General features: G+C 63.8%; 20 protein-coding genes. 14 read left to right on the top strand and 6 right to left on the bottom strand.

The window, feature by feature from the left end:
* Positions 1–228 precede the first annotated feature (228 nt).
* From AUL35_RS18995 to AUL35_RS21730, 6 genes are all read left to right on the top strand, one after another.
* Positions 229–2778, top strand: coding sequence for a hypothetical protein (locus tag AUL35_RS18995; protein WP_156418080.1), 2550 nt, complete (start codon positions 229–231; stop codon positions 2776–2778).
* Entirely contained in the window at positions 2747–3529 is a 783-nt protein-coding gene (locus AUL35_RS19000) for a hypothetical protein (protein ID WP_156418081.1), read from the top strand. The genes AUL35_RS18995 and AUL35_RS19000 overlap by 32 nt, the downstream gene beginning before the upstream one ends.
* A complete protein-coding gene (locus AUL35_RS19005) occupies positions 3526–4056 on the top strand; it encodes a hypothetical protein (protein ID WP_062017778.1) in 531 nt (176 codons plus the stop codon). The genes AUL35_RS19000 and AUL35_RS19005 overlap by 4 nt, the downstream gene beginning before the upstream one ends.
* On the top strand, positions 4056–4775 hold the full coding sequence (locus tag AUL35_RS19010) for a hypothetical protein (RefSeq protein ID WP_062017780.1): 720 nt from the start codon (positions 4056–4058) through the stop codon (positions 4773–4775). Before AUL35_RS19005 ends, AUL35_RS19010 begins: the two co-directional genes overlap by 1 nt.
* A complete protein-coding gene (locus tag AUL35_RS19015) occupies positions 4772–5398 on the top strand; it encodes a hypothetical protein (RefSeq protein WP_062017782.1) in 627 nt (208 codons plus the stop codon). The genes AUL35_RS19010 and AUL35_RS19015 overlap by 4 nt, the downstream gene beginning before the upstream one ends.
* 869 nt (positions 5399–6267) lie before the next feature.
* Positions 6268–7329, top strand: a complete 1062-nt coding sequence (locus tag AUL35_RS21730) for a beta family protein (RefSeq protein ID WP_082666463.1) — start codon at positions 6268–6270, stop codon at positions 7327–7329.
* On the opposite strand, the gene AUL35_RS19020 is transcribed toward AUL35_RS21730, so the two are convergent.
* From AUL35_RS19020 to AUL35_RS19030, 3 genes are all read right to left on the bottom strand, one after another.
* Entirely contained in the window at positions 7326–8087 is a 762-nt protein-coding gene (locus AUL35_RS19020; protein WP_192847121.1) for a sce7726 family protein, read from the bottom strand. The genes AUL35_RS21730 and AUL35_RS19020 overlap by 4 nt on opposite strands.
* 839 nt (positions 8088–8926) lie before the next feature.
* On the bottom strand, positions 8927–9172 hold the full coding sequence (locus AUL35_RS19025; protein WP_062017786.1) for a hypothetical protein: 246 nt from the start codon (positions 9170–9172) through the stop codon (positions 8927–8929).
* Positions 9173–9383: 211 nt separating this feature from the next.
* Positions 9384–10721, bottom strand: a complete 1338-nt coding sequence (locus AUL35_RS19030; protein ID WP_062017788.1) for an aspartate aminotransferase family protein — start codon at positions 10719–10721, stop codon at positions 9384–9386.
* A gap of 418 nt (positions 10722–11139) precedes the next feature.
* On the opposite strand from AUL35_RS19030, the gene AUL35_RS19035 reads away from it, so the two are divergent.
* The 8 genes from AUL35_RS19035 (at position 11140) to AUL35_RS19070 (ending at position 18638) form a co-directional block, all read left to right on the top strand.
* A complete protein-coding gene (locus tag AUL35_RS19035) occupies positions 11140–11808 on the top strand; it encodes an MtnX-like HAD-IB family phosphatase (protein ID WP_192847122.1) in 669 nt (222 codons plus the stop codon).
* The gene (locus tag AUL35_RS19040) at positions 11805–12740 is read left to right on the top strand and encodes an arginase (protein ID WP_202814287.1); all 936 of its coding nucleotides are present in this window, start codon (positions 11805–11807) and stop codon (positions 12738–12740) included. Before AUL35_RS19035 ends, AUL35_RS19040 begins: the two co-directional genes overlap by 4 nt.
* A gap of 107 nt (positions 12741–12847) precedes the next feature.
* A complete protein-coding gene (locus tag AUL35_RS19045) occupies positions 12848–13093 on the top strand; it encodes an EamA family transporter (RefSeq protein ID WP_192847123.1) in 246 nt (81 codons plus the stop codon).
* Positions 13036–13962, top strand: a complete 927-nt coding sequence (locus AUL35_RS19050) for a carboxylesterase (protein ID WP_156418083.1) — start codon at positions 13036–13038, stop codon at positions 13960–13962. Before AUL35_RS19045 ends, AUL35_RS19050 begins: the two co-directional genes overlap by 58 nt.
* A complete protein-coding gene (locus AUL35_RS19055) occupies positions 13959–15095 on the top strand; it encodes a GNAT family N-acetyltransferase (protein ID WP_062017797.1) in 1137 nt (378 codons plus the stop codon). Before AUL35_RS19050 ends, AUL35_RS19055 begins: the two co-directional genes overlap by 4 nt.
* A 29-nt stretch (positions 15096–15124) precedes the next feature.
* Positions 15125–15490: an EamA family transporter gene (locus tag AUL35_RS19060; protein ID WP_062017799.1), complete on the top strand. Its 366-nt coding sequence runs from the start codon at positions 15125–15127 to the stop codon at positions 15488–15490.
* Positions 15487–17247, top strand: a complete 1761-nt coding sequence (locus tag AUL35_RS19065; protein WP_062017801.1) for an ATP-binding protein — start codon at positions 15487–15489, stop codon at positions 17245–17247. Before AUL35_RS19060 ends, AUL35_RS19065 begins: the two co-directional genes overlap by 4 nt.
* Positions 17248–17252: 5 nt before the next feature.
* Entirely contained in the window at positions 17253–18638 is a 1386-nt protein-coding gene (locus tag AUL35_RS19070) for a sigma-54 dependent transcriptional regulator (RefSeq protein ID WP_062017803.1), read from the top strand.
* A gap of 6 nt (positions 18639–18644) precedes the next feature.
* Here AUL35_RS19070 and AUL35_RS19075 read toward each other — a convergent pair whose 3' ends face one another.
* The 3 genes from AUL35_RS19075 to pcsA form a co-directional block, all read right to left on the bottom strand.
* Positions 18645–19358 (bottom strand): MipA/OmpV family protein, encoded by a 714-nt coding sequence (locus AUL35_RS19075; protein ID WP_156418084.1) that lies wholly within the window; start codon positions 19356–19358, stop codon positions 18645–18647.
* Positions 19359–19602: 244 nt separating this feature from the next.
* Entirely contained in the window at positions 19603–20799 is a 1197-nt protein-coding gene (locus AUL35_RS19080; protein WP_082666464.1) for an acyltransferase, read from the bottom strand.
* Positions 20780–21532 carry a phosphatidylcholine synthase gene (gene pcsA, locus AUL35_RS19085; protein ID WP_062017809.1) on the bottom strand — a complete coding sequence of 251 codons (753 nt, stop codon included), beginning with the start codon at positions 21530–21532 and terminating at the stop codon, positions 20780–20782. The genes AUL35_RS19080 and pcsA overlap by 20 nt, the downstream gene beginning before the upstream one ends.
* Between the last annotated feature and the right edge of the window lie 105 nt (positions 21533–21637).

The following is a 21637-nucleotide window of genomic DNA, read 5'->3' on the forward strand; positions in this document are numbered from 1 at the left end:
GTGGCGGGCGTCACCGCCGCTGTCGGCGCGCTCTGGTACATGACAAAGGGCCCCGAAGCCCGGTCGGCCGAGGAGAGCGTCAAGTCATTCGAGGGGGCGCTCAAGCGCCTCGAAGCGGGATGGAAGGGCGCCGGTAACGCCGCCCGCGAGCACTACGAGCGAGCGCAGGGCCTTGCCGCCGGCAACCCGTCCGCTGCCCTTCTCGATACGCAGGCCCGTGCCCGCGAGTTGCGCCAGGACTATCAGGCCGCCGTCCGCGACCTGAACAGCGCTCCAGGACTAACCGAGAACATCCTACGGGCCCGCTCGGGCGGTATGTCCGACGCTCATCGCGAGATCCGGGATCTCTACACGGATCTGCGTAAGGGGCGGATCACGGCGAAGGAGTTCGCCGCTGAGATGCTGCGCATTCGGCTCGATCCCGCATCGCCGACCTTCGCAGCGCAATTCGCCGATCAGATTCGCATCGCCAGCGAGCGCGCCCAGGACCTCGAGCGGCAGATCAATGCTGTGGCGGACGCTGCGGCGAAGCTCGGCGGCAAGGGCGGCAGGGTCACGTCCAACCCGAACGAGGCGAACCCCTTCGATCTGCGCGACCGCTTCGGCGGCGTCACCGGAACGCTAGGCAAGCTCGATCCCGCAGCAATGGACGGCTTCCGCGATCAGCTGCGCGGTCAGCGCGAGGGCCTCGAGGCCTACACGGATGCGGCGAAGGCCGCGCAGAACGCACTCAGGAACTTCGACCTGTCGCCGGTCGAGCGGCAGCTCGCCGACACCGCACAGACGTATGACCAGCGGATTGCCGCCTACAAGCGCGCCACGACCGATACGATCGGTCTTGCCGCCCTGCAGGCAGAGAAGGAAGCTGCGCTCGCCTTGATCTCGAAGGAGGCGACCCGCAGTGAGGAGACGCGCCGCGCCGGCTATGCGCTCGACCTGAAGGCGGTCGGTGACATCACCGCAGCGCAGAAGGCGGCCACCGCCGGTCAGCGTGCGTTCAACGACGCAATCGGCCAGGGCTATGATCAGTCCTATGCCGCCGCACGATCTGCCGAGGCAAGCGCGCTGACGATGGCGCAGGCGCGCCAGCAGGCGAGCCAGGCCGCGACCGAACAGGCACGCGCGACGCAGCGCCAGATCGAGCAGGCGCAATTCGAGTACGACGTGGTCGGCAAGTCGGTCGGCGAGGTCGCGCGCCTACGCGCCGAGTTCGAGCTGCTCGCCCAAGCGAAGGATGCGGCGCGCGCAGCGGGCTTCGATGACGCGACGGTCACGCTCACCGACAGCATGCGCCAGCAGGCCGAGCAGATCGGGCGCCTGACCGAGGCGACGCAGCGCCTGAACTTCGAGCGCGACCTGCTCTTTGACCGTCAGCAGGCAACGCGATCGCCGGAAGATCAGCGGATCGCCGATCAGCTTCGATCGATCGGCGTCGAGTTCGAGAGCGCACAAGGTAAGGCGGATGCGGCGCAGCTGCGGCTGAACAACCGCCTGCACGAGGCGAACGATCGCCTCTACGACATGCGCGATGCCGGTAAAAAGGCGTTCGGCGACCTGATCTCGTCCATCGGCGAGGGCGAAGGCGCGATCGACTCCATCGCGAAGGCCTTTGCGGGTCTCGGGCAGCAGTTGGCCAGCGCCGGCTTCGATCGTCTGTTCGGCAACCTGTTCGACGGCAAAAGCGGTGACGCCAAGGGCGGCGGTCTGGCTGGACTGCTCGGCCAGATCGGCACCACGCCTCCGCGCATTGCGGCGAACACGAACGCAGGCGGCGCGACCGGCTACGTTCCGACGCCGACCGCTCGCCCGACGGACTTCGGTCAGGCGGCAGCCGCCGTCAGCGGTCAAGTGATGACCTACGCCAAGCGCTTCAACTCCGGCGTCGACACGCGTCTGATGACGATCCTTGAGACTGCGGCTCAGCGCTTCCCCGGCTACCGCGTGGAGGCCATCTCGGGCGTCGCCTCCCGGCCCGGGAACAAAGGGTTCCACCCCAAAGGCATGGCAGCTGACGTCCAAATCTACGACGCCAGCGGGCGGGCCCTGAACAACTACCAGAGCGCGGCCGACTTCCGTGTCTACGAGAAGCTGGCGCAGGTCGCGAAGGGGGTCCAGCAGGAGCTGTTTCCGGCGCTCGACAAGCTGTTCACGTTCGGCGGCTACTTTCAGGGGCCGAAGGGTAAGTACGGCGCGCTCGACTCCATGCACTTCGACCTCGGCGGCGCCAACCGCATGCAGGGCGGGTCATGGGCGAACGGCCTGACGGCCAAGCAGCGCGGATACTTCCCCGGCGTCGAGTCGGTCGGCATGGGCCTGGGCAGCAAGTCGCAGGACCAGCGCCTGATTGCCGGCGGCGTCAGCCAGGGCATGATGGACTATTCCCGTCGCGCCGGACCGGAAGGCTACGGCGGCGGACGCTTCGACGACGCGGGCGCCGGCAGCCTGCCGCAGATGACACGCGGTCAGGCCGGCTTTGGCGCGCTGACCGGCCTGCTCGGCATCGCGGGCGCCGGCTACCAGTCCGGCAACGTCTTCTCGGGCGGCCTGTCCGGTCTCATGGGTGGTGCCGAGCTCGCCTCGCAGTTCGGCGGTGCGCTCGGCCTTGGATCGGCCGCCGGTCCGATCGGCATGGGCGTCGGCGCCGCCGTCGGCATCATCTCGTCCCCTCTCGGCAAACGCGGCCCCGCGACACGTGCGGACATGCGCCGTCGCTTTGCCGCGTACCAGGCACAGAAAGGAAACGGTCGTGACAGCGATCAATGCGTTCTTGCGGCGTGACCGCGGCGTCCTGATGACCGATGGCGCCTTCTACTCCGCGGCCGGCGTGCCGCTCGGGTTCGGCAGCAAGACGGTCTCGATCCCGAACCTGCATATGGCGATCGCCGCGCGTGGCTGTTCGGCGATCGCGCCGAGCCTGGCGCACCACATGAGCATCGGGTTCCGCGACATCGACGACGTCGCCGGGCGCGGCGAAGAGTTCCTCGGCGGCTGGGCGCTGGGCGCGGCCGAGTTCCTGGCGAACGCGGGCTTCCCCGACTTCGAGCTGCATATGATGGGTTGGTCGGCGAAGGACGAACGTCCGCGCCACCTCGTCTTCACGACCCGGGCCGGCGGCGACTGGAAGGCCGGCGAGCTGACGGAGATCGAGGGCTACGTCCTGTGCCCCTACCTTGAGGACAACGAGGCGTTCGAGGCACTGCCCAAGCTCGGCCTCTTCGTGTCCGATCCGCAGTTCTGCGAGACCTTCGATCCGAAGATGCACGGCGTCCCAATCATGATGGCGCAGCGCCGGCAGATCGACGAGCTGGACGGGCATGAGGAGAACGGGCGCGTCAGCGTCGTCGGTGGCCATGTGGAGGTAACCGAGATCACCGCAGACGGCATCTCGCAGCGCGTTCTGCATCGTTGGGCCGATCAGGTCGGCGTCGCAATGACCGAGCCGGAAGCATTGTCGCCGAAGGACGTCCTGCGCGCCCGCATCGCGGAGCGCAACCGGCGCGTAGCCGACGCGCTGAGGACGGCGGCATGACGTCGGAAGCGGTCAAGCTCGGACATCGGCTCTTGGCCGAGGCGGATGCGGATTGGCAGCGGCATCTCGCAGCCAAGCCCGAGGACGTCGGCGACCTCGTCGGCTTCTTCGGGCACCTTCGCGAGAGGGCCCACGGGCTGACCGAGACGGCGCGCCGCGAGCGGTTGCCGCGGTCGCTCGTCAAGGAGGCCTATCGGGCGGCAGCGGAAGCCAACGTGCGGGCGACCGTCACGGAGTGGATGGAGCTGGCCGATCGCGAGCACGACGTCTTCCAGATGGTGCTCGACAAGTTCATCCCCGCCGCCTCGCACGCCCTGATCTTCCCGAACGAGCCGCCCGCCACGCGCTGGGACGAGCGCATGTACGCGCTTCTCCACGAGTCCTTCCAGCGCATCGCCCGCGAAGTCGGCCTCGATGCGCCGGACCACGATCCGCCCGTGCGCGATCCCGCGCCGGACGACCCCCCCGCACACCTCAACCGCCGTGCCCGCCGAGCCTGGGCCGCACAGCATGGAAGGGCCGCCTGATGACCAGCCGCCAGAAGCCGCAAACCCGCACCGCCAAGACCGCACGAGCCGCGCCGAAGCGCGCCGCTCGGGCAAAGACGCTTGCACGACAGAATCCCGCGCCGACGGAGACGCCAGTCGGAGCCGAGGTCCAACCGCTCAACACCTACACGGCGACGCTGATCGTCACGGCCGAGCAGTTCGGCCAGGATCTGTTCGAGACGACCAGCGACGAGCTCGTCCGGCTCTGTACGGCGAACCTGATCTGGGTCGGCGATCTGATGACGCAGCTGACCTTGTTCCGCGAGCGGGGCAAGCTGATCGAGGCGCATGTCCGCGACAAGCTGCCGGTGCAGTTCACGGCCGGCAACCGCTTTGCCTGGGCGACGCTCGCCAAGGAACGGTACCGCAAGGGCGTGCAGGACCTGTTCACCCACATCCTTGAGGACTGGCGTGCTGGCATGATGCTCGGCCGCCAGATCATCGACGACGCGATCGTGAACACCGTGCCGTTGGCGTCCATGGCGCTCGTCTTCCCGGAGGACTGTCCGCCGGCCGTCGCGCTCGACCCGTCACAGTACGACGCCATGCGTCAGCTGTTCGAGATCCTGGCGGACATCGCGGGCAAGCCGCGAGGCGAGCGCAGCGGGAGCCACTACCGCTTCGAGATCGAGCCCGAAGCGAAGCGCCCGCCGCTGTCGCCCGCCAACGACGTCGCGGGCCCGGCAACGCTGCAGTGACGGGCGACGCGTTCTCTCGCGAGATCGCGCTCCTCGTCGACGAGTTCGCCAGCCCGAAGGCTCGCTCGAAGATGCTCGCGGACTTTGCCCGCGAGCAGATCGAGGTGACGACGATCGAGAACAGTCAGGCGCTCGGCCGGCTGATTGCAAAGCCCCGTGTCAGCGTCGACGGGCGTGCCGGTGCGCCGCTCGGCTCGGTGCGGCCGGACGGCAAGATCGTCGCCGTCTGGAACGTCGAGACGCAGGCCGTGCGCTGGATCCTGCAGGCGCTCGAAGAGGAGTCGCCGCGGCTGTCCGGCGCCTACCAGGACAGCCACACGGTCTTCGCCGACGGTGCCGAGCTGCGGCTCTCGTCGACCGGCGACATTCCCGACGCCCGTGAGTACGTCATCGCATCGGACCTGCCGTATGCTCGCAAACTGGATCCGAAGGACGGGCTGCCGGCGCGCTCGAAGCAGGCGCCGCGCGGCGTCTACGCAGCCGTGGCGGCGGTCGCCTCGACCCGCTTCGACGGCGAGGCAGACATCCGCTTCATGTTCCGCGAGGTCCCGCTCGAGAAGGGTGGGTCGAGCCGCAACCCGGCGATCGTGATCCGGCCGAGCGTCCGTGGCGGCGAGGTGTAGGGGTATCCCACATCTGCGGAGACCCCGAAGGGTCTAACCAGACGTTACCCCCTTCGCCGGCGACGTATGCTCACTTCTGAGCAGACCCTTGAAGGGGGTCGCGGATCGCTATGCCCTTCGCCGGGGTGGGGTGCAGAATCTGCACCCCCTGGAATGGGGTATGCTGAAAACTCAGCACACTAGGCGAGGTGGTGAAATACCACCCCATCGGATGGGGTCACGGATTGTAAGGTCACCGGTGGGCTAGCAAATTGCGACCCCTGCGTCGGTGGGATCTCCTCCGTTTTCAGCATACCCCATCAACGCAGATCGTCTGTCAGCCGGTTTGGAATAAAGGCTTCAAGCGAAGCGTTCAGGACGCTCTCTGGTTGTCGACTCACTCGCCCAGATTTCTTTGAGGCGCTATTGTTGAGAGGCGAATCAGCGTGGCAGCGGAGTATCTGGCTGAAAACCCCCGATCTTTCGGAGCAGTCTTTTATCGGCGCGTTGCTGATCGTCGGATCCGCCGTGGGATCCGTGGTTGGCGTTGGCGCACTTATATTCGACGACGTGAAGACGCTTATCGGCCTTGCCGCGGGTTCGGCATGGACTCTCTGCATTTTCCTTCTCATTGCGAATAGCCGTGAGAGGAACCGCATTTCAGAACTGAAAAAAGACGTTGAGGTACTTAAGACTGAACTTGCGAACGCTAGACGGCAGGCTGATCATTGGAGTTCGACTGCCGAGAATGTTTCGCAATCAGTTCTGACGGTACTGCAAATGGGTTCAACGGGGGCGGCCAATCCCCCTCCACGACGGCGACCGCGGAACCCAGCTCAGGCCGCTGCTATCAACGTCGGCGCGATCGGTGACGACGGAGTAGGTGAAGAATGAACCTGCAAGGCCCCCAGCTTCTCGATGCGTTGCGCTACATCCCATCCATCCGGTCACGGCAAGCTGAGCTGCGCGGCTTCTCTGAATTGAGACCGGAAACTAAGGACGCCATTCATCCAATAGTCTCACTCGGCAAAAATGGACGGATGGACCAATCAGAGCGCGTTGTAGAGGCAATCGCACAGAGGGTTGGTCAATGCTTCTTGGATTTGAATACGTATCCTGGACAAGCTTGTTCTGACTGGGAACGGTTGTGCGATCCAGCGAATGCGTACGGCAATTGGCGGGATTTACTGCAACGAGCGAACGGTGTGACACCGGTCGCGTTGCTACGCGAGGGGGTTCCAGGCCGAGCTTTCGTCCGCCAAGTCATACTCCTTGAGCGCGAATTTGGCGCGGTGGTCATCCGCTCCCGCCAGCCGGCACAGGATCTGGCGGCGATGCAAGCTGCTCTTTCGGCTGTAGATGATGTGAACAATCTGCTGATCATTCTCGATCTCGGATACATCCGCGGCGCTGTGGACCCGAAAGAAACTGAAGCGAGGCGGATCATATCGGCGTTGCGGACGACTGATCCAACAGTTCGGGTCTGTGTCACGTCGTCCAGTTACCCCAAAGCCGTGTCCGTCTACGGTGAGTTTCAGGGATCACTCGAAATAATTGAGCGGGAACTACACGCACAAATTGGAGGCGATGAAGTCGCGATCTACGGCGATCACGCCTCAATTTATCCTGAGCCCTTCGAGCCTGTCATTAGTCGCTTCGTCCCGCGTATTGACTACTGTTTGGAATACACCTGGCTATACCACCGGCGACGCGAGGATGCGGGCGGGTATGCCGAGTGCGCTCGTCAGATCGTAGCATCTGCGGATTGGGATCCAGCGTTCGCAAATGACGTTTGGGGTGCAGCATTGATCGCGCGAACTGCACGTACCGGCGTCGTTGAGCCTGGTTTCGGATCGCCAGCAAATTGGATTGCGGTCCGCGTGAATATGCACATAGAGCGTCAAGCTAATTTAGCCGCGAGCATCGCGGAGGGCATTGAGGAATTGTTCTAGGAAGTCTTACGCCGCAACACCGGCCCACCAGGCGCCCACATGAACTGAGGGTGATCCGATGAGACCTCGTCGCACGCCTCATCGGTCAAGGTTTGCACCGGACGCTCCGAACCCGTTGCAATGACCAGCGATCGGGGGCGCTTCAGGCGAGGCATTGCCGCTAGGGTGCCAATCGTATCGCGAATGCCTATGAACTCTGCATGTCTGCCGCGATAACGTCGTTTGATCGCTGCCCGCGCGGATCCAGCCAGGTCCGTTAGAGGAAGCTTCTCTGCCGACTCGACGAGCTGCAGACGGGTCGTCCCCTTCTTAACCTTCAAGCCGTTGCACGATAGGAGACTTGCGATCTCAGTAGCAGTCATGAGGGAAAGGTACGCCTGTTTCGTGAGTTTGAAACACCGAGGCGCCACCTTCTGCTTGATCTCGCCGTTGTCCTCGATCCAAAGTCCAACCCCTGGCGGGATCATGCTGCCAACCGCTGCCTCGAAGCGTTTGGCACTCACGACCACCAGCTTCTCAAAGTGCCTCCGGAACGTGTCGATCTGGCCAGGGAGGCGTGTCAGGTTATCGGCTTCTGATTTTACCTCGAAGCCCCACAAGTGGCCGTTCGCGAGAACGACATCAGCCCGACGCGACCAGTCGGCAACTGTCATTTCGGAGATGAGAACCGAGTCCGCATCAACATGGCAAGCGTCGACCAAACGGTCGATCACGGCCGCTTTGATACGATCCTCTGGCTTCGCCGATTCCTGAGTCACGATAACAGTACCAAATTCCAATCTCGCGGAACGTAGTGCGTTTTTGCAGCTGCCACTGCCATGTCGGCAAGGTTTCCGCAGTTCGTTCGACGCATTCCGCACGGCCATGGCATCGAAGGCACAGCCGAAAGATGTTCCTGATTTGTTCCAAACGCAAGATCTGACCGCAGTCCCACCTCATGCTCTCCTTGCTCACCTGCGGCATGGAACACTGCTAGTCCATCGGAAGCGATGAGTCAGGATCAGCCTCATAACGGCTGCTGCGGCGGATACGAGCGAGGTTCATAGCTAAGGAACAGGATGTGAACGCGCTGCTACCATTTTGCTACCCAACGCGGTAGCACGGTAAAGGAATAGGCAGGACGAAACCGGAAAGCGCAACGCGAGAAACCAGCAAACGTAGCACGTTAGCGGATGGTGGCGGACGATGTGGAACGCTCGCAAACGAATTTCAAGACCGCTGCCTTAAACCACTCGGCCACCCATCCCGACTCGTCGTCTTCAGCACAGTCGAATCCGCCGCGTCCGACGAGAAGCGAGCGGCTGTTCGGTTGCCGATGAACGAGCGAGTACCATCGCGCTTTACCGCTCGTAGGGCCGGAGCGTCAATCGACTCAACCCTACTGGCTCCCGGTCCAGCCATCGTCTCGTTTCCTGAGGGCGATCATTTCGCACTTCGCCCCCTAACTCGAAAGCGGCGTGTGCGCTCAGAACGGACCGCGATTGACCTGTTCTCCATGCCATTTCGGCGCGCATGGCCGACAGAAATAGTTCCTCGGCAGGAAGGGCGGGATACAACTCCGCCCTTTCCGCGCGACCCGCGAAAGCGAGGTGACTGGCTACTTGCCGGTCGCCGGTTGCGTCGTGGTCTGGGCTTGGGCTTCGGCTTGCTTCTTAGCCTCGACCTTGGCGCGATGGCGACCCACGACACATCCGACCGCCGCACCAGCGACTGCGTGTCCCTTACCGATGAAGTGACCCCCGACGCCGCCAACAGCTGCGCCTTTCAGGCAGCCGGCCGCGTAGGAAGGGGCCGAAGCCATCGTGATGATGGCGACGAGGATCGTTGATGTGACCTTGAACATCGATTTCTCCATACAATGTGCCGGATGTTTACCGGCGATTGTCGCCCTCGGTTCACCCGAAGAGCGCGCTCCATTGTTCCTAGGACCGGCAATCAGAAGGCATCCGTATGCAGACGGATGTGAATCCGCCTGCGTGATCCGGGTTCCGATATGCCGATCTCGGTGGCGTTGATTCATCGCTCGGGCGCGACGATGTACGATCGGCGCGACGTCATCCGAGATGGCGCACGACATCCGCTGCAGCCGCCAACGTCAGGTCGACGTCCGTTTCGGTGTGTGCGAAAGACAGGAAGAGATTCTCGTAGGCGCCGGGATGGAAGAGGATTCCTCGCTCGATCATTCCCAGCCACCAGCGTCGAAACATGTCTTGGTCGGCGTGTCGCTCGGCGTCGCGGTAATTGCGGATCTGCGTTTTTGAGAACCATACCTGAAGCACCGGCCCGAGACCGACGACATGGGCCGGAAGCTTCTCGCGGGCGAAAATCTCCTCAAGACCCAAGCGCAGCCGATCCGAGATGGCGTAAAGCCGATCGTAGGCACCGGGGACGGCGAGTTCGTCGAGCGTCGCATTCGCGGCGGCCACCGCTATGCCGTTGGCCGTATAGGTTCCCGCAAGCGAGACCGTGCCGTCCGATACAAGGCTCATGATGTCGCGCCTTCCACCTATGGCCGCTACCGGGAAACCGCCGCCCAACCCCTTGGCGAAGACCGACAGGTCGGGCGTAATCCCAAAGACGCCTTGCGCGCCGGCCAGACTCAGACGGAAACCCGTGATCACCTCATCGAAGATGAGCAGGATGCCGGCGGCCGCGGTCATGTCGCGCATGGCCTCGAGATAGCCGGGTCCGGGTAGAATGCAGCCGGTGTTGCACATCATGGGTTCGGTCAGGACCGCCGCGATCTCGTGGCCATGAACGCGGATGGCGTTGCGCAAGGCCTCGATGTCGTTCCAGGGCAGGATCAGAAGGTTCTCCTCCACGCCTTTGGGCAAGCCGGGGCCCTGGGGAACGGGGATCGGGCTTCCATCCGGGCCGGCATCGGCGATCTTCGGATGCTTGCTCCAGTAAACGGCGTCCGAGAACCCATGGTACATGCCCTCAAAGCGAACGATACGCCGACGACCGGTGAAGGCCCGAGCGAGGCGAGTCGCGTAGAGCACGGCTTCGGTGCCGGTGTTCGAGAGACGCACCTGCTCCACGCTCGGCACGGCCGCGATGATCTTGCTCGCGAGTTCGGCTTCCGCTGCGGCCGGTAGCGCAAATACCGTACCGACATTCTCGATCTGGTTGACGACCGCTCGCGTGACGCGCGGCGGGCGGTGCCCCAGCAGCATCGGTCCGAGCCCAAGCAGGTAGTCGACATAGTCGTTGCCGTCCGCATCGACGACATGCGAGCCGTAGCCGCTCGAGACGAAAAGCGGATAGGGCTCCCAGCCGGACCACGTTGCGCGTGCGGTGGAGTTGACGCCGCCCGGGATCACGTCCTGGGCCTTCGCGAACAGGCTCGCGCTCATGACGGTCTCGCGCTGCATCTTCAGGGCGACGTTCATCGCATATCTCCGACAGGGACCGGGTAAGTCCCGGCCGATCGCCATCGGCCGATACGGCGCGGATGGTCTGCCAGAGCGCTTTGCAACCCTCGTGCCAGATCGTGGAAAGGCCTGCCTCGACGAGGCTTGAAGCCGGAGTCGCTCCTGACCGCCGCAGACGCAGCCACAGGATGCGTGGATACCTCCATAATTTGGAGGATCGCATGGATTCACATGTCACCCCCGGGGCTTACGCGGGATCTAGGCTTCACGACCCGCGTTTGCGGTGGCCCGATCTCCAAAGTTTGGAGGGGGTTCACGACCCGGATCATCATGGGTTAGCCGGTGGGACCGGCTCGGCACCCATCGTGTCGATCTGGCATGGTGCTTGCAGCGGAGTATGCCGAGGGCGCGAGACGCCCACAGCAAGGGCCGGTCCATGGCATTCGACATTCTCTGCGACTTCGACGGCACGATTACGACCCGCGACGTGACGGACTTCCTTCTGGAACGCTTCGCGGCACCCGGCTGGCGCGATTGGGAGGCGCGTTGGGAGGGTGGTGAGATAGGGTCGCGCGAGTGCATGGCCCGTCAGATCGAACTTCTCCGCTGTTCGCTCGCCGAGTTGGAAACGTCGCTCGCGGACGTGGGGATCGATCCGGGTTTTCCAACCTTTCTGGGTCTTGCGCGCAGTCTCGGCGCACGTCTGGCGGTGGTCAGCGACGGGATCGACTATGCCATCCGCTCGATCCTCAGCAACGTCGGTGCCGGTGACGTACCAGTCTTGGCAAACCGGCTCGTGAGGGAGGGTGAGCGGCGCTTCCGGCTCGAGCACCCCCACGCTCGCACAGACTGCGCTTCCGTGGCCGGTACCTGCAAATGCGCCGCCGCGGCCAGGCAGCGGACGGGCACTCCGGTCATCATGATCGGCGACGGACGCTCGGACTTCTGCGCCAGCTCGGCCGTCGATCTCGTCTTCGCCAAAGGCGCGTTGGCAGACCATTGCGAGCGCGAGAAGCGACCGTACCTTCGCTTCGAGACGTTTGCAGACCTCGCGGCCATGCTGCCGGGCGCGCTCATCCACCTGCGAGGGCGGGAGGCGGCATGATCGCATCCCCTATTCGCGTCCTCGACCTCGACGGAAGCCTTACGCGCCAGTCACCCATACGCGAGCGTCTCCACGACGGGCGCGCGGCGCAGCTGGACCTTGCCGCCCTTGGGCCGCGTCTGAGGCTCTGGTCGAACACAGACAGTTGGGACCGACTGATGGAAGCGCTCGGCGAAGCGGATGCCGCTGGTCAGATGCCCCGTTTGACCATGGTCGGCTCCGGCGACTTCCATCACGTTACGGCGGCCCTTCTCGCGCGCGCGCCTGGGCCCCTTACGGTCGTTCACTTCGACAATCATCCCGACTGGTGCCGCTGCTTCCCCTCCCGTCATTGCGGAGCCTGGGTCAACATGGCCTTGGAGATGGAGCATGTCCGTCGCGTCGTGACGATTGGTCCCTGTTCCGACGACCTCGACCGGCCGGATCGCAAACGCGCCAATCTCGGCGCCCTGTCTGAGGGGCGACATCAGGTTTTTGCCTGGCGACGAGCGCCTACGACAACCCGTTTCCCGGTCACCTGCGGCGAGGGTCACGATTGCCGTGGGGGCCTTCTGTCATGGCGCAACGTCGCGGACGAGGACTTTGCGGCCTTCATGCAAGGCGTCGTCGAGCGGATCCCGACCGCGCGCGTCTGGATAACCGTCGATAAGGACGTGCTTGCCCCTGCCGAAGCTCTAACGAACTGGGATCAAGGTCTCATGCCGCTCGAGCGTCTGACCGAGGCCCTACGCATCGTCGCCGATGCGCGACGGATCGTCGGCGCCGACATTTGCGGAGAGTATGCCCCGCTGCGCCATCACAACCCGATGAAGATCGCCGAATGCCTCGTCGACCAGCCAAGTCGTCCGTCCGAAGCCTGTCTGGAAGCAGGTCTCCTGCGCAATGCCGAGACGAACCGTATCCTGCTTGATGCCTTCGAGGCCTTGTTGTGAACGCGGCCCTGCCAGTCCTGTGCGTCACAGTCATGCTCGACGTCGTCGGACAGCTTCTTTTCAAGCGGGGCCTGGATGGCTCGCACGAGGCTATTGAGGACAGCCTTATGTGCCGTGTCCTCGGCTCGCCCGCCATTCTGTGCGGCGTTCTCGTTTATGGCGCCGAGTTCACCGCCTGGCTCTTTGTTCTTTCGCGTCTCGACCTTTCGGAAGCCTTTCCGATCGCTACCCTCTCCTATGTCGGCGTCGTGCTCGCGAGCCGCTTCCTTCTCGGCGAGATGATTCCGCCCCGCCGGTGGATCGCCACCGTCATGATCGCTGCCGGCGCGGCCCTAGTCGGAGCCAATGCATGAACGCCCCATTTCAAACGTCCGTGCCATCCGGCGAGGGCTTCCGTTTTCGCGGCGGCGATGCGGCTGTCCTGCTGATTCATGGCCTCGGCGGAACGCCTGCGGAGATGAAGATCGTTGGGAAACGCATCTCGCAGGCCGGGTTCACCGTGGAAGGACTGCGTCTTCCCGGCCATTGCGGTACGCAGGCGGATCTGGTCGCGACACGCTGGACGGATTGGGCGGATGCAGCCTGTGGGGCGGCGGAGCGACTGGCGGGGCTTCACGAGCGCGTCTTCGTCGGAGGACTGTCGATGGGCGCGCTCTTGTCCCTGATGGTTGCTGCCAAGTTAGGCGATCGCGTCGACGGAACGCTTCTCTACTCTCCGACCCTTTTCTACGACGGGTGGAGCATACCGCGCTCGCACGTCCTACTCTCCCCTGCCCTCGCGTTGGGCTTCAGCCGCTTCTGCACGTTTCGGGAAAGCTATCCCTTCGGCCTCAAGGACGATCGGCTGCGCGCGAAGATCGTCGCCGCCATGACGAAGGGGCACAGCGATGAGGCGGGGCTGCTCGACACGCCGGGGGCGAGTCTTCATGAACTCCTGAAGCTGATCCGCACCGTCAAACGCCGTCTTGGCGAGATCCGAACACCGAGCCTCGTCCTCCAAGCCAACGAGGACGACGTCAGCAGTCCGCGCAATGCCCGCTTCATAGCGCGTCGCAGTGGCGGTCCGGTCGAAACCCATCTCCTTCATGACAGCTACCACATGATCACTGTGGACCGGGAACGAGGAAGGGTCGCCGACCTGTCGGTGGACTTCATGCGGCGGCACGGGGCTCCGAGCGCCGTCGCGTCGGAGACCCTCCTTCGGGAGAGCTCACCAACATGAACAAGCAATTCGCTCTTCACACGACCGTCGAAACGGTAGGGCGTGCGGCATGGGAAAGCTGTTTCCCGAACGAGGCGGAGAACTTCGACTTTTTCCTGGCTTGCGAAGAGGCCGGTCCGCCCGGCTTCATGTGGTTCTACGCTGTTCTGTCGGATGAGGCGGGACCGCTCGCCATCGTGCCCGCCTTCGGCACGCGCTACCGACTGGACACCACCCTTCAGGGACCTCTACGTCGCGTCACCGACCGCTTCTACCGCTTCATCCCACGTTTGATGGAGGTGAGCCTCTTCGCGCTCGGCTCCCCGGTTGCCGAGATCTGTCAGGTCGGCATAGCCGCGCGCGCACCGGACCGGCTGGAGGCACTGCGCCGCCTCGTTGCGGCTGCCCGCACAGAGGCGGAAGGGCTTGGATACGGCTTGTTCGCCGTAAAGGATGCGGCCGAGGCAGATCGCGCGCTTTGGGAGCCGATCGCGAGCGAAAGCGGCTTCGCCTTGCTCCCGGGTCTGCCGACGGCCAGTCTCGATCTACCCTTTGCCAGCGTCGCGGACTATCTCGCGAGCCTTGGTCGCAACACGCGCAAGGACCTGAAACGCAAGTCCAAGGCGTTTAGCGGCGTCCGTGTCGAGCGCCGGCGCAGTATCGACGACGTCGCCGACACGATCTACGCGTTGTACTGCCAGACCGTCGAAAGCAGCGAACTCCAGTTCGAGTACCTGCCGCGCGACTATTTTCCCGCCATGCTCTCGCGGCTCGCGCCCAATGCCTCCATGGTCCTCTACTATCACGACGAGAGACTGTTCGGCTTCAACTTCGTCATCGAGACGCCGACACGGCTCATCGACAAATATATCGGCATGGACTACGCCGTCGCACGGGATCTCAATTTCTACTTCAACAGTTGGATGGTGAACGTGGCCTGGTGCATCGAGAACCGGGTTCCCGTATATCAAAGCGGACAGGCGTTCTACGGGCCGAAGCTGCGGCTTGGCTGCCGACTGTCGCCGAACGAGCAGTATTTCCGGCATCGAAACCGTGCCGCCAACGCGCTCCTTCTTCAAATCGCTCGGTTTGTGCGCCTCGACCGCTTCGATCCCGCGATTGCCGATCTTGTCGACGCGAGAGAGGCAGGATGAGTTCCGTTCAGGTTTCCTCGAAACCTCGATTGCGCCCGCGGACGTTCGCCGCCTGGAGCGGCCTCGTCATCTTCGAGACGCTCGCGCAGGCAGCCATGAAGGCAGGCGGCGCGGCGCTGTCCGGGCTTCCTTTCGGCCGAGCCTTCGTCGTCGCCGCAGTCGGAGAGCCGCTCGTGCTGGTCGGCGCGGTCGGTTATCTCCTGTCGTTTGCCGCCTGGATGATGATCCTCGACCGGGTGCCCTTGTCCCGGGGATTCCCCATGAGCTCGATCGTGACGCTCGCGATCGTCTCGGCTTCCGTGCTTTTCTTCGGCGAGGTCGTGGATGGCTGGCGCCTGTGCGGCATCGGCCTCATTCTTGGTGGTTTGTTTCTCATGGGCGACGAGAGCGAATGAGGAGACCGTTCGGCTGGTGGCGCCGTTCGATCCGATGGAAGCTCGTGGCGATCCTCGCCATGGTCTGCGTCGTTCCAATGCTCATCACGTCGCAGATCGCGGCTTCCGTCGTGTCGGCGACTTACCAAGAAAACGTCGAATCCTGGCTGACGCAGATCGGCCGCTTCTTCCTGGCCGGCGTCGCGCGCGGCGGAACGGAGGCAGGTCGTGCGCTGGAGACCCCCGAAATCCGTCGCCGCGTCGATCATATCGCTTCCCGTGTGCGTACCGCGCGTTCGCTTGGGGGATGGAGGGAGGATTCGGAGCCATTCGGTTTCGACCTCCTGACACTGCGTGAGCCGGACGGGCGGCTCCTCTACTCGAACGAAAGCGTCGAGGAGCTCAAACGCCTTCCGTTTGAAGGCAGCCAGGCTGTGTATCTTTTCCGTGGAGACGGCCGCACGCTTCTCGTCACCGGGCGCGACCAACGTATCGATACGTCGACCGGACCTGTCGACGTCTTTCTCGGCACCTTTCTCGATGCGTCGTTCATCGAGGATATCGATACGATCGGTTCGCTCGACCTCACGCTCTTCTATCGTATCGATGGATCGTTGACCCCGGTTTACTCGTCATCGGGTGCGCCCGCCGGAAATCGCCTGTCTACGGAAGTCCAGTCTCGGCTCGAGCAACTCGCGCCGGGCGACTATCTCGACACCCCGGGACGCTCTGACGGCTCGGCGATCGGAGTTTACCTGCCGATCGAGAATGGCGACCAGCTGAACGGCGTGATTGCCTGCTCGCTCGACCTCGATCTCGGAAGCCTTCCGATCCTCGGATCGCACCGGCTGCTCCTTCTGGTCTTTGCCACGGGCATGGTTCTCGCCATGCTCGCCGGCATCGTCTTGTCGGCCTTCGTGACGAGACGCGTCGCGCAGCTGTCGGCCGGCGTCGGTGCGGTCGCGGCGGGTGACTTCACGCAGCGCATCGCCGTCTCGGGCGAGGATGAACTCGACCATCTCGCGATCGCATTCAACGCCATGTCGGAGCAACTGCAGGACTATCGCCGTCTCCAAGGGCGGCTCAGACGCAAGGAACGCTTCGCGACGCTCGGAGAGATAGCGGCGGGCTTCGCACATGAGGTTCGCAACCCGCTCGGTATCATCAAGACGACCGCCGAACTCGTTCAGCGAGGGTCGAGCGTCGAGGCTGACCGGCGACGCCTTGGATACGTCGCAGATGAGGTGCGACGCATCGACCGGCTGATCCGCGACTTCCTGGTCTTCGCGCGGCCCGTACAGCGCACGAGCTTGGTGACCTCCGATGAGCTGATGCGTCATACGATGGCCTCCTGCCAGACGGCAGCGGACGGTCAGGGCATCGCGCTGATCGTCGAAAATAGGGCGGAAAGTGCTCTTCTGCGCGTCGATCTCGATCAGATCGTCCAGGCGTTCCTGAACCTCGTCATCAACGCTCTGCAGGCCATGGATAGCCGCGACGCCGGGCGCATCCGCATCGACGTCACCCGGCTGGCGGAACCCGGTTCGGTGTCCTTTCTCTTTGCGGACGAAGGTCCGGGCATCCCACCGGAACTTCTGGAGCGCATCTTCGACCCCTTCGTCACGACGAAGGAACAGGGAACCGGCCTCGGTCTTGCGACCGTCTTCGCGATCGTTGAGAGTCATGGCGGCTGGATCGAGGCGCGCAACGGCGAACGAGGGGGAGCGGTCTTCGAGATAACCCTGCCACTAGCCGAAGCTGCACTCACATCAACCTGAGGGCCATGACACACACGATTCTGATCGTCGACGACGAGGAGCGGCTGCTCGACGTTCTGGGAGGCATGCTGGAAAGTCTCGGCTATGGAATCGTTCAGGCTTCCAGCGGTGCGTCGGCGCTCGTAGCCTTGGAGCGTGAGCCGGTGGACCTCGTTCTCACCGATCTGAGGATGCCCGGCGTGTCGGGGCGAGAGCTCCTGGCCGAAATCCGCCGTGCTCACCCTATCCTGCCGGTCGTGGTGATGACCGCCTTCACGACGCTGCGCGAGGCGGTGCAACTGATCAAGGGGGGCGCCTTCGATTACATTGGCAAGCCGATCGAGCTGGATGAGCTGGAGGCGACCGTCGGCAACGCTCTCAACCTCCACGATGCGCTTCGCGACAACGACCGGCTACGCCGCGAACTCGTCGGCCGCTACAGCATCGATGGCATGGTCGGCAATTCGCCCGCGATGCAGGAGGTGATGAAGCTCGTCACCGAAGTCGCCTCTTCACGCACCACGGTTCTCGTGACGGGCGAGAGCGGGACCGGCAAGGAGGTCGTTGCGCGGGCGATCCACTTCAACGGGCCGCGGCAGCGCAAGCCCTTCGTGGCCGTGAACGCGGCCGCGATACCTGAGCAGCTTCTGGAGAGCGAGTTTTTCGGGCATGTGAAAGGTGCGTTCACGGGCGCGACCGCCAACCGCGTCGGGCGCTTCGCGCAGGCCGACGGCGGGACCTTATTTCTAGACGAGATCGGCGACATGCCGCTCTCTCTCCAAGCCAAGATCCTTCGCGTCCTGCAGGAGCGCCAGTTCGAGCCGGTCGGCTCTCCTCAGACACGCAATGTCGACGTCCGCATCGTTGCGGCTACCAACCGCGATCTCAAGGCGATGGTCGCGGACGGGCGTTTTCGGGAAGATCTCTTCTATCGGCTCGCGGTGTTCCCGATCGCGCTTCCGCCCTTGCGTGACCGGCGCGGCGACATCCCGCTTCTCCTTCAGCGCTTCACGGCGGAGATCGGACTTCAGGTCGGGCGCAGGGGCGTCGGCTTCAGCCCGGCGGCGACCGAGCACCTGACGGACTACGGCTGGCCCGGCAACATCCGCGAGTTGCAGAACTGCGTCGAACGGTCGCTCATCACCTCGAAAGGCGCGACCATAGAGGTCGAGGACTTGCCCCCCTATGTCGCCGACCGGCCGGCTGCCACCCTCGAAGAGACCCGACCGGTGTTTCCGATCGACCTCGATGCGGCGGTCGACGCTTTCGAGCGCGGTCGCATCCTCGCGGCGCTGCGCGAGACGAACGGCGTGCAAGTCGAGGCGGCTCGGCTTCTGGGTATCAACGAGCGCAGCCTCTGGCACCGTATCAAGAAGCATGGCGTCGTCGTGTCGAAGACCGTCGCCGCCTGACGTGGATCAGCGAAGGCCAGACAGGCGAAAGGAAACGTCGAATTCCAGCCCGAGGGTGTTCTGGACGGCACCGTTTCGGGCGCCATTCCCCGCGAGCGGAACCTGTAATTCGTCGTAGGCTGTTATGGACAGCGTATCGTTGACGGGAACCTTCAGAACGGCGGTGGCTTCCGCATAGAAGCGATCGCTGACCGGGTTTCGCTCTCTCGTATCGGCCGTGGTGCGAAAATAATCCCGATCGCCGAGGGTCAGGCGCGGACCGATCGACGCGGTCGCCGAGCGAATGGGAAATACGGCGTCGCTTCCGAAGGTGACGTGGCCGCCGCCGCCGCGTAGATCGTGGAGCGCCTCGATGCGCAGGCGCAAGCGATCTTCGACGGCCCAGTATTCGGCAAAGGCACCAGCGTCCAGAGCGAAGCGGCCATCCGCGTAGCGGAAATCGATTGCGGGACCGAACGTCATGGGGCCGCTTTCCAACAGCGAGAGTCCCGAGGCATCGTCCGGCGCGCCGAACCCTGCGGGCTCGTCGGCGCGTCGGATATCGATCGTCGTAGGCAAGATCGACTTGCCACCGCCGGTCGCAACCTCGGCGCTCAATCCAAGCGTTGCGATCCAGCCGGGTGCCGCCATCGAAAGGCCGGCTTCCACGCCATCGTCGGCCCGCGCCCAACCGGACGCAACGATCATGGGTAGCAGGATGGCGATCCGAACTTTTCTCATCGACGGTCCCGCTGCCGCTCGGCGTTCGCATCAGGGTTAAGGACCAGCGCTCCAACCGGCACTACAGGCAGCACCGAATCAGTGGTTTGCACGGGACTCGTCCGAAATACTCCCTTCGACAACGCGAAATATCGGGGCGCATGGTCCGAACTCAGTCCCATTCCACCATTGATGGTTCGCAGATAGGCTCAGACTACCGAAAAGCATTCGGCCACGACAGAGCCGGGCACTGAGTACGACCCGTTCAGCGACCGGGCATCGCATTACCGGCGGGAGTCGCGGAAGGGCGCATGTCCGGCCCAAGGGTTGTGGACGGTCCCGCCGTCGCGGCCCACGTCGCAATGGCAATGAAGAACATTGCATAGAGTGCGGCGATGGAACGAAGCACCGATGGGTTCAGTCCGTCGATCACGCGGCGCAGGCGGCGGTAGAGCCAAACGTCAATTATGCCAAAGGGGATTGCGATGAGGAGTGGCACGACGATCGCCGCCACCCAGAGAAGCGGCGTTGGAAGCGGTGGGCGACCGATCAGCAGACCGATGATCAGGGGAACGTGACAAAGGTAGAGCGCGTAGCTCCAGTCGCCGTACCGGTCGAGTATCCGCAGTCCTGCGGCCTGTCCCGTCGCCTCACCTTTCGATCGTGAGACGCAGAGACCGACGAGGACGACAGCCGCGAAGGCCGCAACCCAGCGATCGACCCCAAATCCCCCCATTCCAAAACCGAACGTGACGATGACGGCGACGGCCGCAACGACCGGGTTGAAGACGCCTCTTGCCCGAAGCGAGGGGATAAGTAGCCCCCCGGCGAATGCGGCGTTGACCGCCATGATCGGCATCAGATCGATCGTCGGCGTCAGAATGGTCTGAGCGGCGGGAAACGCCCACGTCCCGCCGGCGGACACCAGAAGCCAGCCCCCTGCGACCAGTGGAAGGCGGTGCCGCAGCCCTAGTAGGGCGAGGCCATAGAGCAGGACATAGAAGGTGATCTCGAAAAGCAGGGTCCATTCGACCCCGAGATAATAGATCCGCCCCTCGCCGATGGGCACGAGGCTGAGGGCGAGGACATCGAAATCGAGCCATTTGCGCCGCGCGAAATACAGCGCGCCGAAGATGATGAGGAAGATCGGGTAGATGCGCACCAAACGATGCACGAGGAAGGTCGCGGCGTCGGTTCTCGGCAGGATCTCGGCCATCAGATATCCCGACAGCGCGAAGAAGATGGCGACGCCGAGGAAGCCGAGCCGTCCGTCGAAGACCGCGGCGAAGCGGCTATCTCCCGTGAATCGCTCGAGATAAACGCCGGCGTGATAGACCACCACGCTGAGCGCGGCCACCGCGCGAAGCCACTGCAACTCACGGCTGCGCCGGCCACGGTCTCGCGTCAGCAAGCCGGGTGACAGGCTCATGCCGTCCGCCACCTCAAGGATGCGGAGAGCCACGGTGCGCCTTGAGGTGGTCCACGAGCTGGAGGACACCAGCGACGGCGAACAGATAGACACCCGTCAGCATGATCGCCACGCGCACGAAGGCCGGCGCATTGAACGACGTCGCCATGGCCCAGATGCCGAGGATCGCCCAGGCGGCGAAGACGGCGAGGTTGATGGGCCGCAGCCTGACGAAACGGACCGGATGCACGAACTTGATCGGCAAGAAGGTCGCGAGCGAGCAGAAGACGACGAAGAGAAAGGCCGTGAGTTCGTTCGGCCGCGTCGCGAAGAAGGTGAAGACGACCATATTCCAGGTCACAGGGAAGCCCCGGAAGGAGTTGTCCTTCGTCTTCATGCGCGTGTCGGCGTAGTAGACGGCGCTGGTGATGACGATCAGCGCGGCGGCGACGAAGCTGAGCGGCCGTCCGATGATGCCGGACTGATAAAGCGCGAAGGCCGGGATCAGGACGTAGGTCGAGTAGTCGATGATGTTGTCGAGCGTGTCGCCCGACCAGTTGGGCAGAACGCCCTTCACGTCGTAGCGGCGCGCCAGCGGGCCGTCGATCCCGTCGACGAAGAGGGCCAGGCCCAGCCATGCGAACATGTCGACCCAGTGGCCGTTTGCCGCGGCGATGATGGACATGAAGGCCCAGAACGCCCCGCTGGCGGTTAGGAGATGAACCGAGAAGGCCCGCCATTTCTGTGATTGAGTTGGCACGTCGGCTGCTCGGTGAGACGAATCCATCGCCGTCAGTATCGCAGGCGGGCTCCTATTGTCATCTCCAAGGGAGCCCGTATCTCCGTTGGCCACGGAGAGTTGCGCATTCGCAGCGAATGCCGGGACGAGAAG

The organism is Aureimonas sp. AU4, from assembly GCF_001463765.1.
GTDB lineage: Bacteria > Pseudomonadota > Alphaproteobacteria > Rhizobiales > Rhizobiaceae > Aureimonas.

Bases quoted from the DNA above. Each gene is read 5' to 3' on its own strand.
- AUL35_RS19070 (WP_062017803.1), top strand. From the start codon at position 17,253: ATGACACACACGATTCTGATCGTCGACGACGAGGAGCGGCTGCTCGAC.
- AUL35_RS19025 (WP_062017786.1), bottom strand. From the start codon at position 9,172: ATGTTCAAGGTCACATCAACGATCCTCGTCGCCATCATCACGATGGCT.
- AUL35_RS21730 (WP_082666463.1), top strand. From the start codon at position 6,268: ATGAACCTGCAAGGCCCCCAGCTTCTCGATGCGTTGCGCTACATCCCA.
- AUL35_RS19055 (WP_062017797.1), top strand. From the start codon at position 13,959: ATGAACAAGCAATTCGCTCTTCACACGACCGTCGAAACGGTAGGGCGT.
- AUL35_RS19040 (WP_202814287.1), top strand. From the start codon at position 11,805: ATGATCGCATCCCCTATTCGCGTCCTCGACCTCGACGGAAGCCTTACG.
- pcsA (WP_062017809.1), bottom strand. From the start codon at position 21,532: ATGGATTCGTCTCACCGAGCAGCCGACGTGCCAACTCAATCACAGAAA.
- AUL35_RS19065 (WP_062017801.1), top strand. From the start codon at position 15,487: ATGAGGAGACCGTTCGGCTGGTGGCGCCGTTCGATCCGATGGAAGCTC.
- AUL35_RS19010 (WP_062017780.1), top strand. From the start codon at position 4,056: ATGACCAGCCGCCAGAAGCCGCAAACCCGCACCGCCAAGACCGCACGA.
- AUL35_RS19035 (WP_192847122.1), top strand. From the start codon at position 11,140: ATGGCATTCGACATTCTCTGCGACTTCGACGGCACGATTACGACCCGC.
- AUL35_RS19075 (WP_156418084.1), bottom strand. From the start codon at position 19,358: ATGAGAAAAGTTCGGATCGCCATCCTGCTACCCATGATCGTTGCGTCC.
- AUL35_RS19005 (WP_062017778.1), top strand. From the start codon at position 3,526: ATGACGTCGGAAGCGGTCAAGCTCGGACATCGGCTCTTGGCCGAGGCG.
- AUL35_RS19045 (WP_192847123.1), top strand. From the start codon at position 12,848: ATGTGCCGTGTCCTCGGCTCGCCCGCCATTCTGTGCGGCGTTCTCGTT.
- AUL35_RS19030 (WP_062017788.1), bottom strand. From the start codon at position 10,721: ATGAACGTCGCCCTGAAGATGCAGCGCGAGACCGTCATGAGCGCGAGC.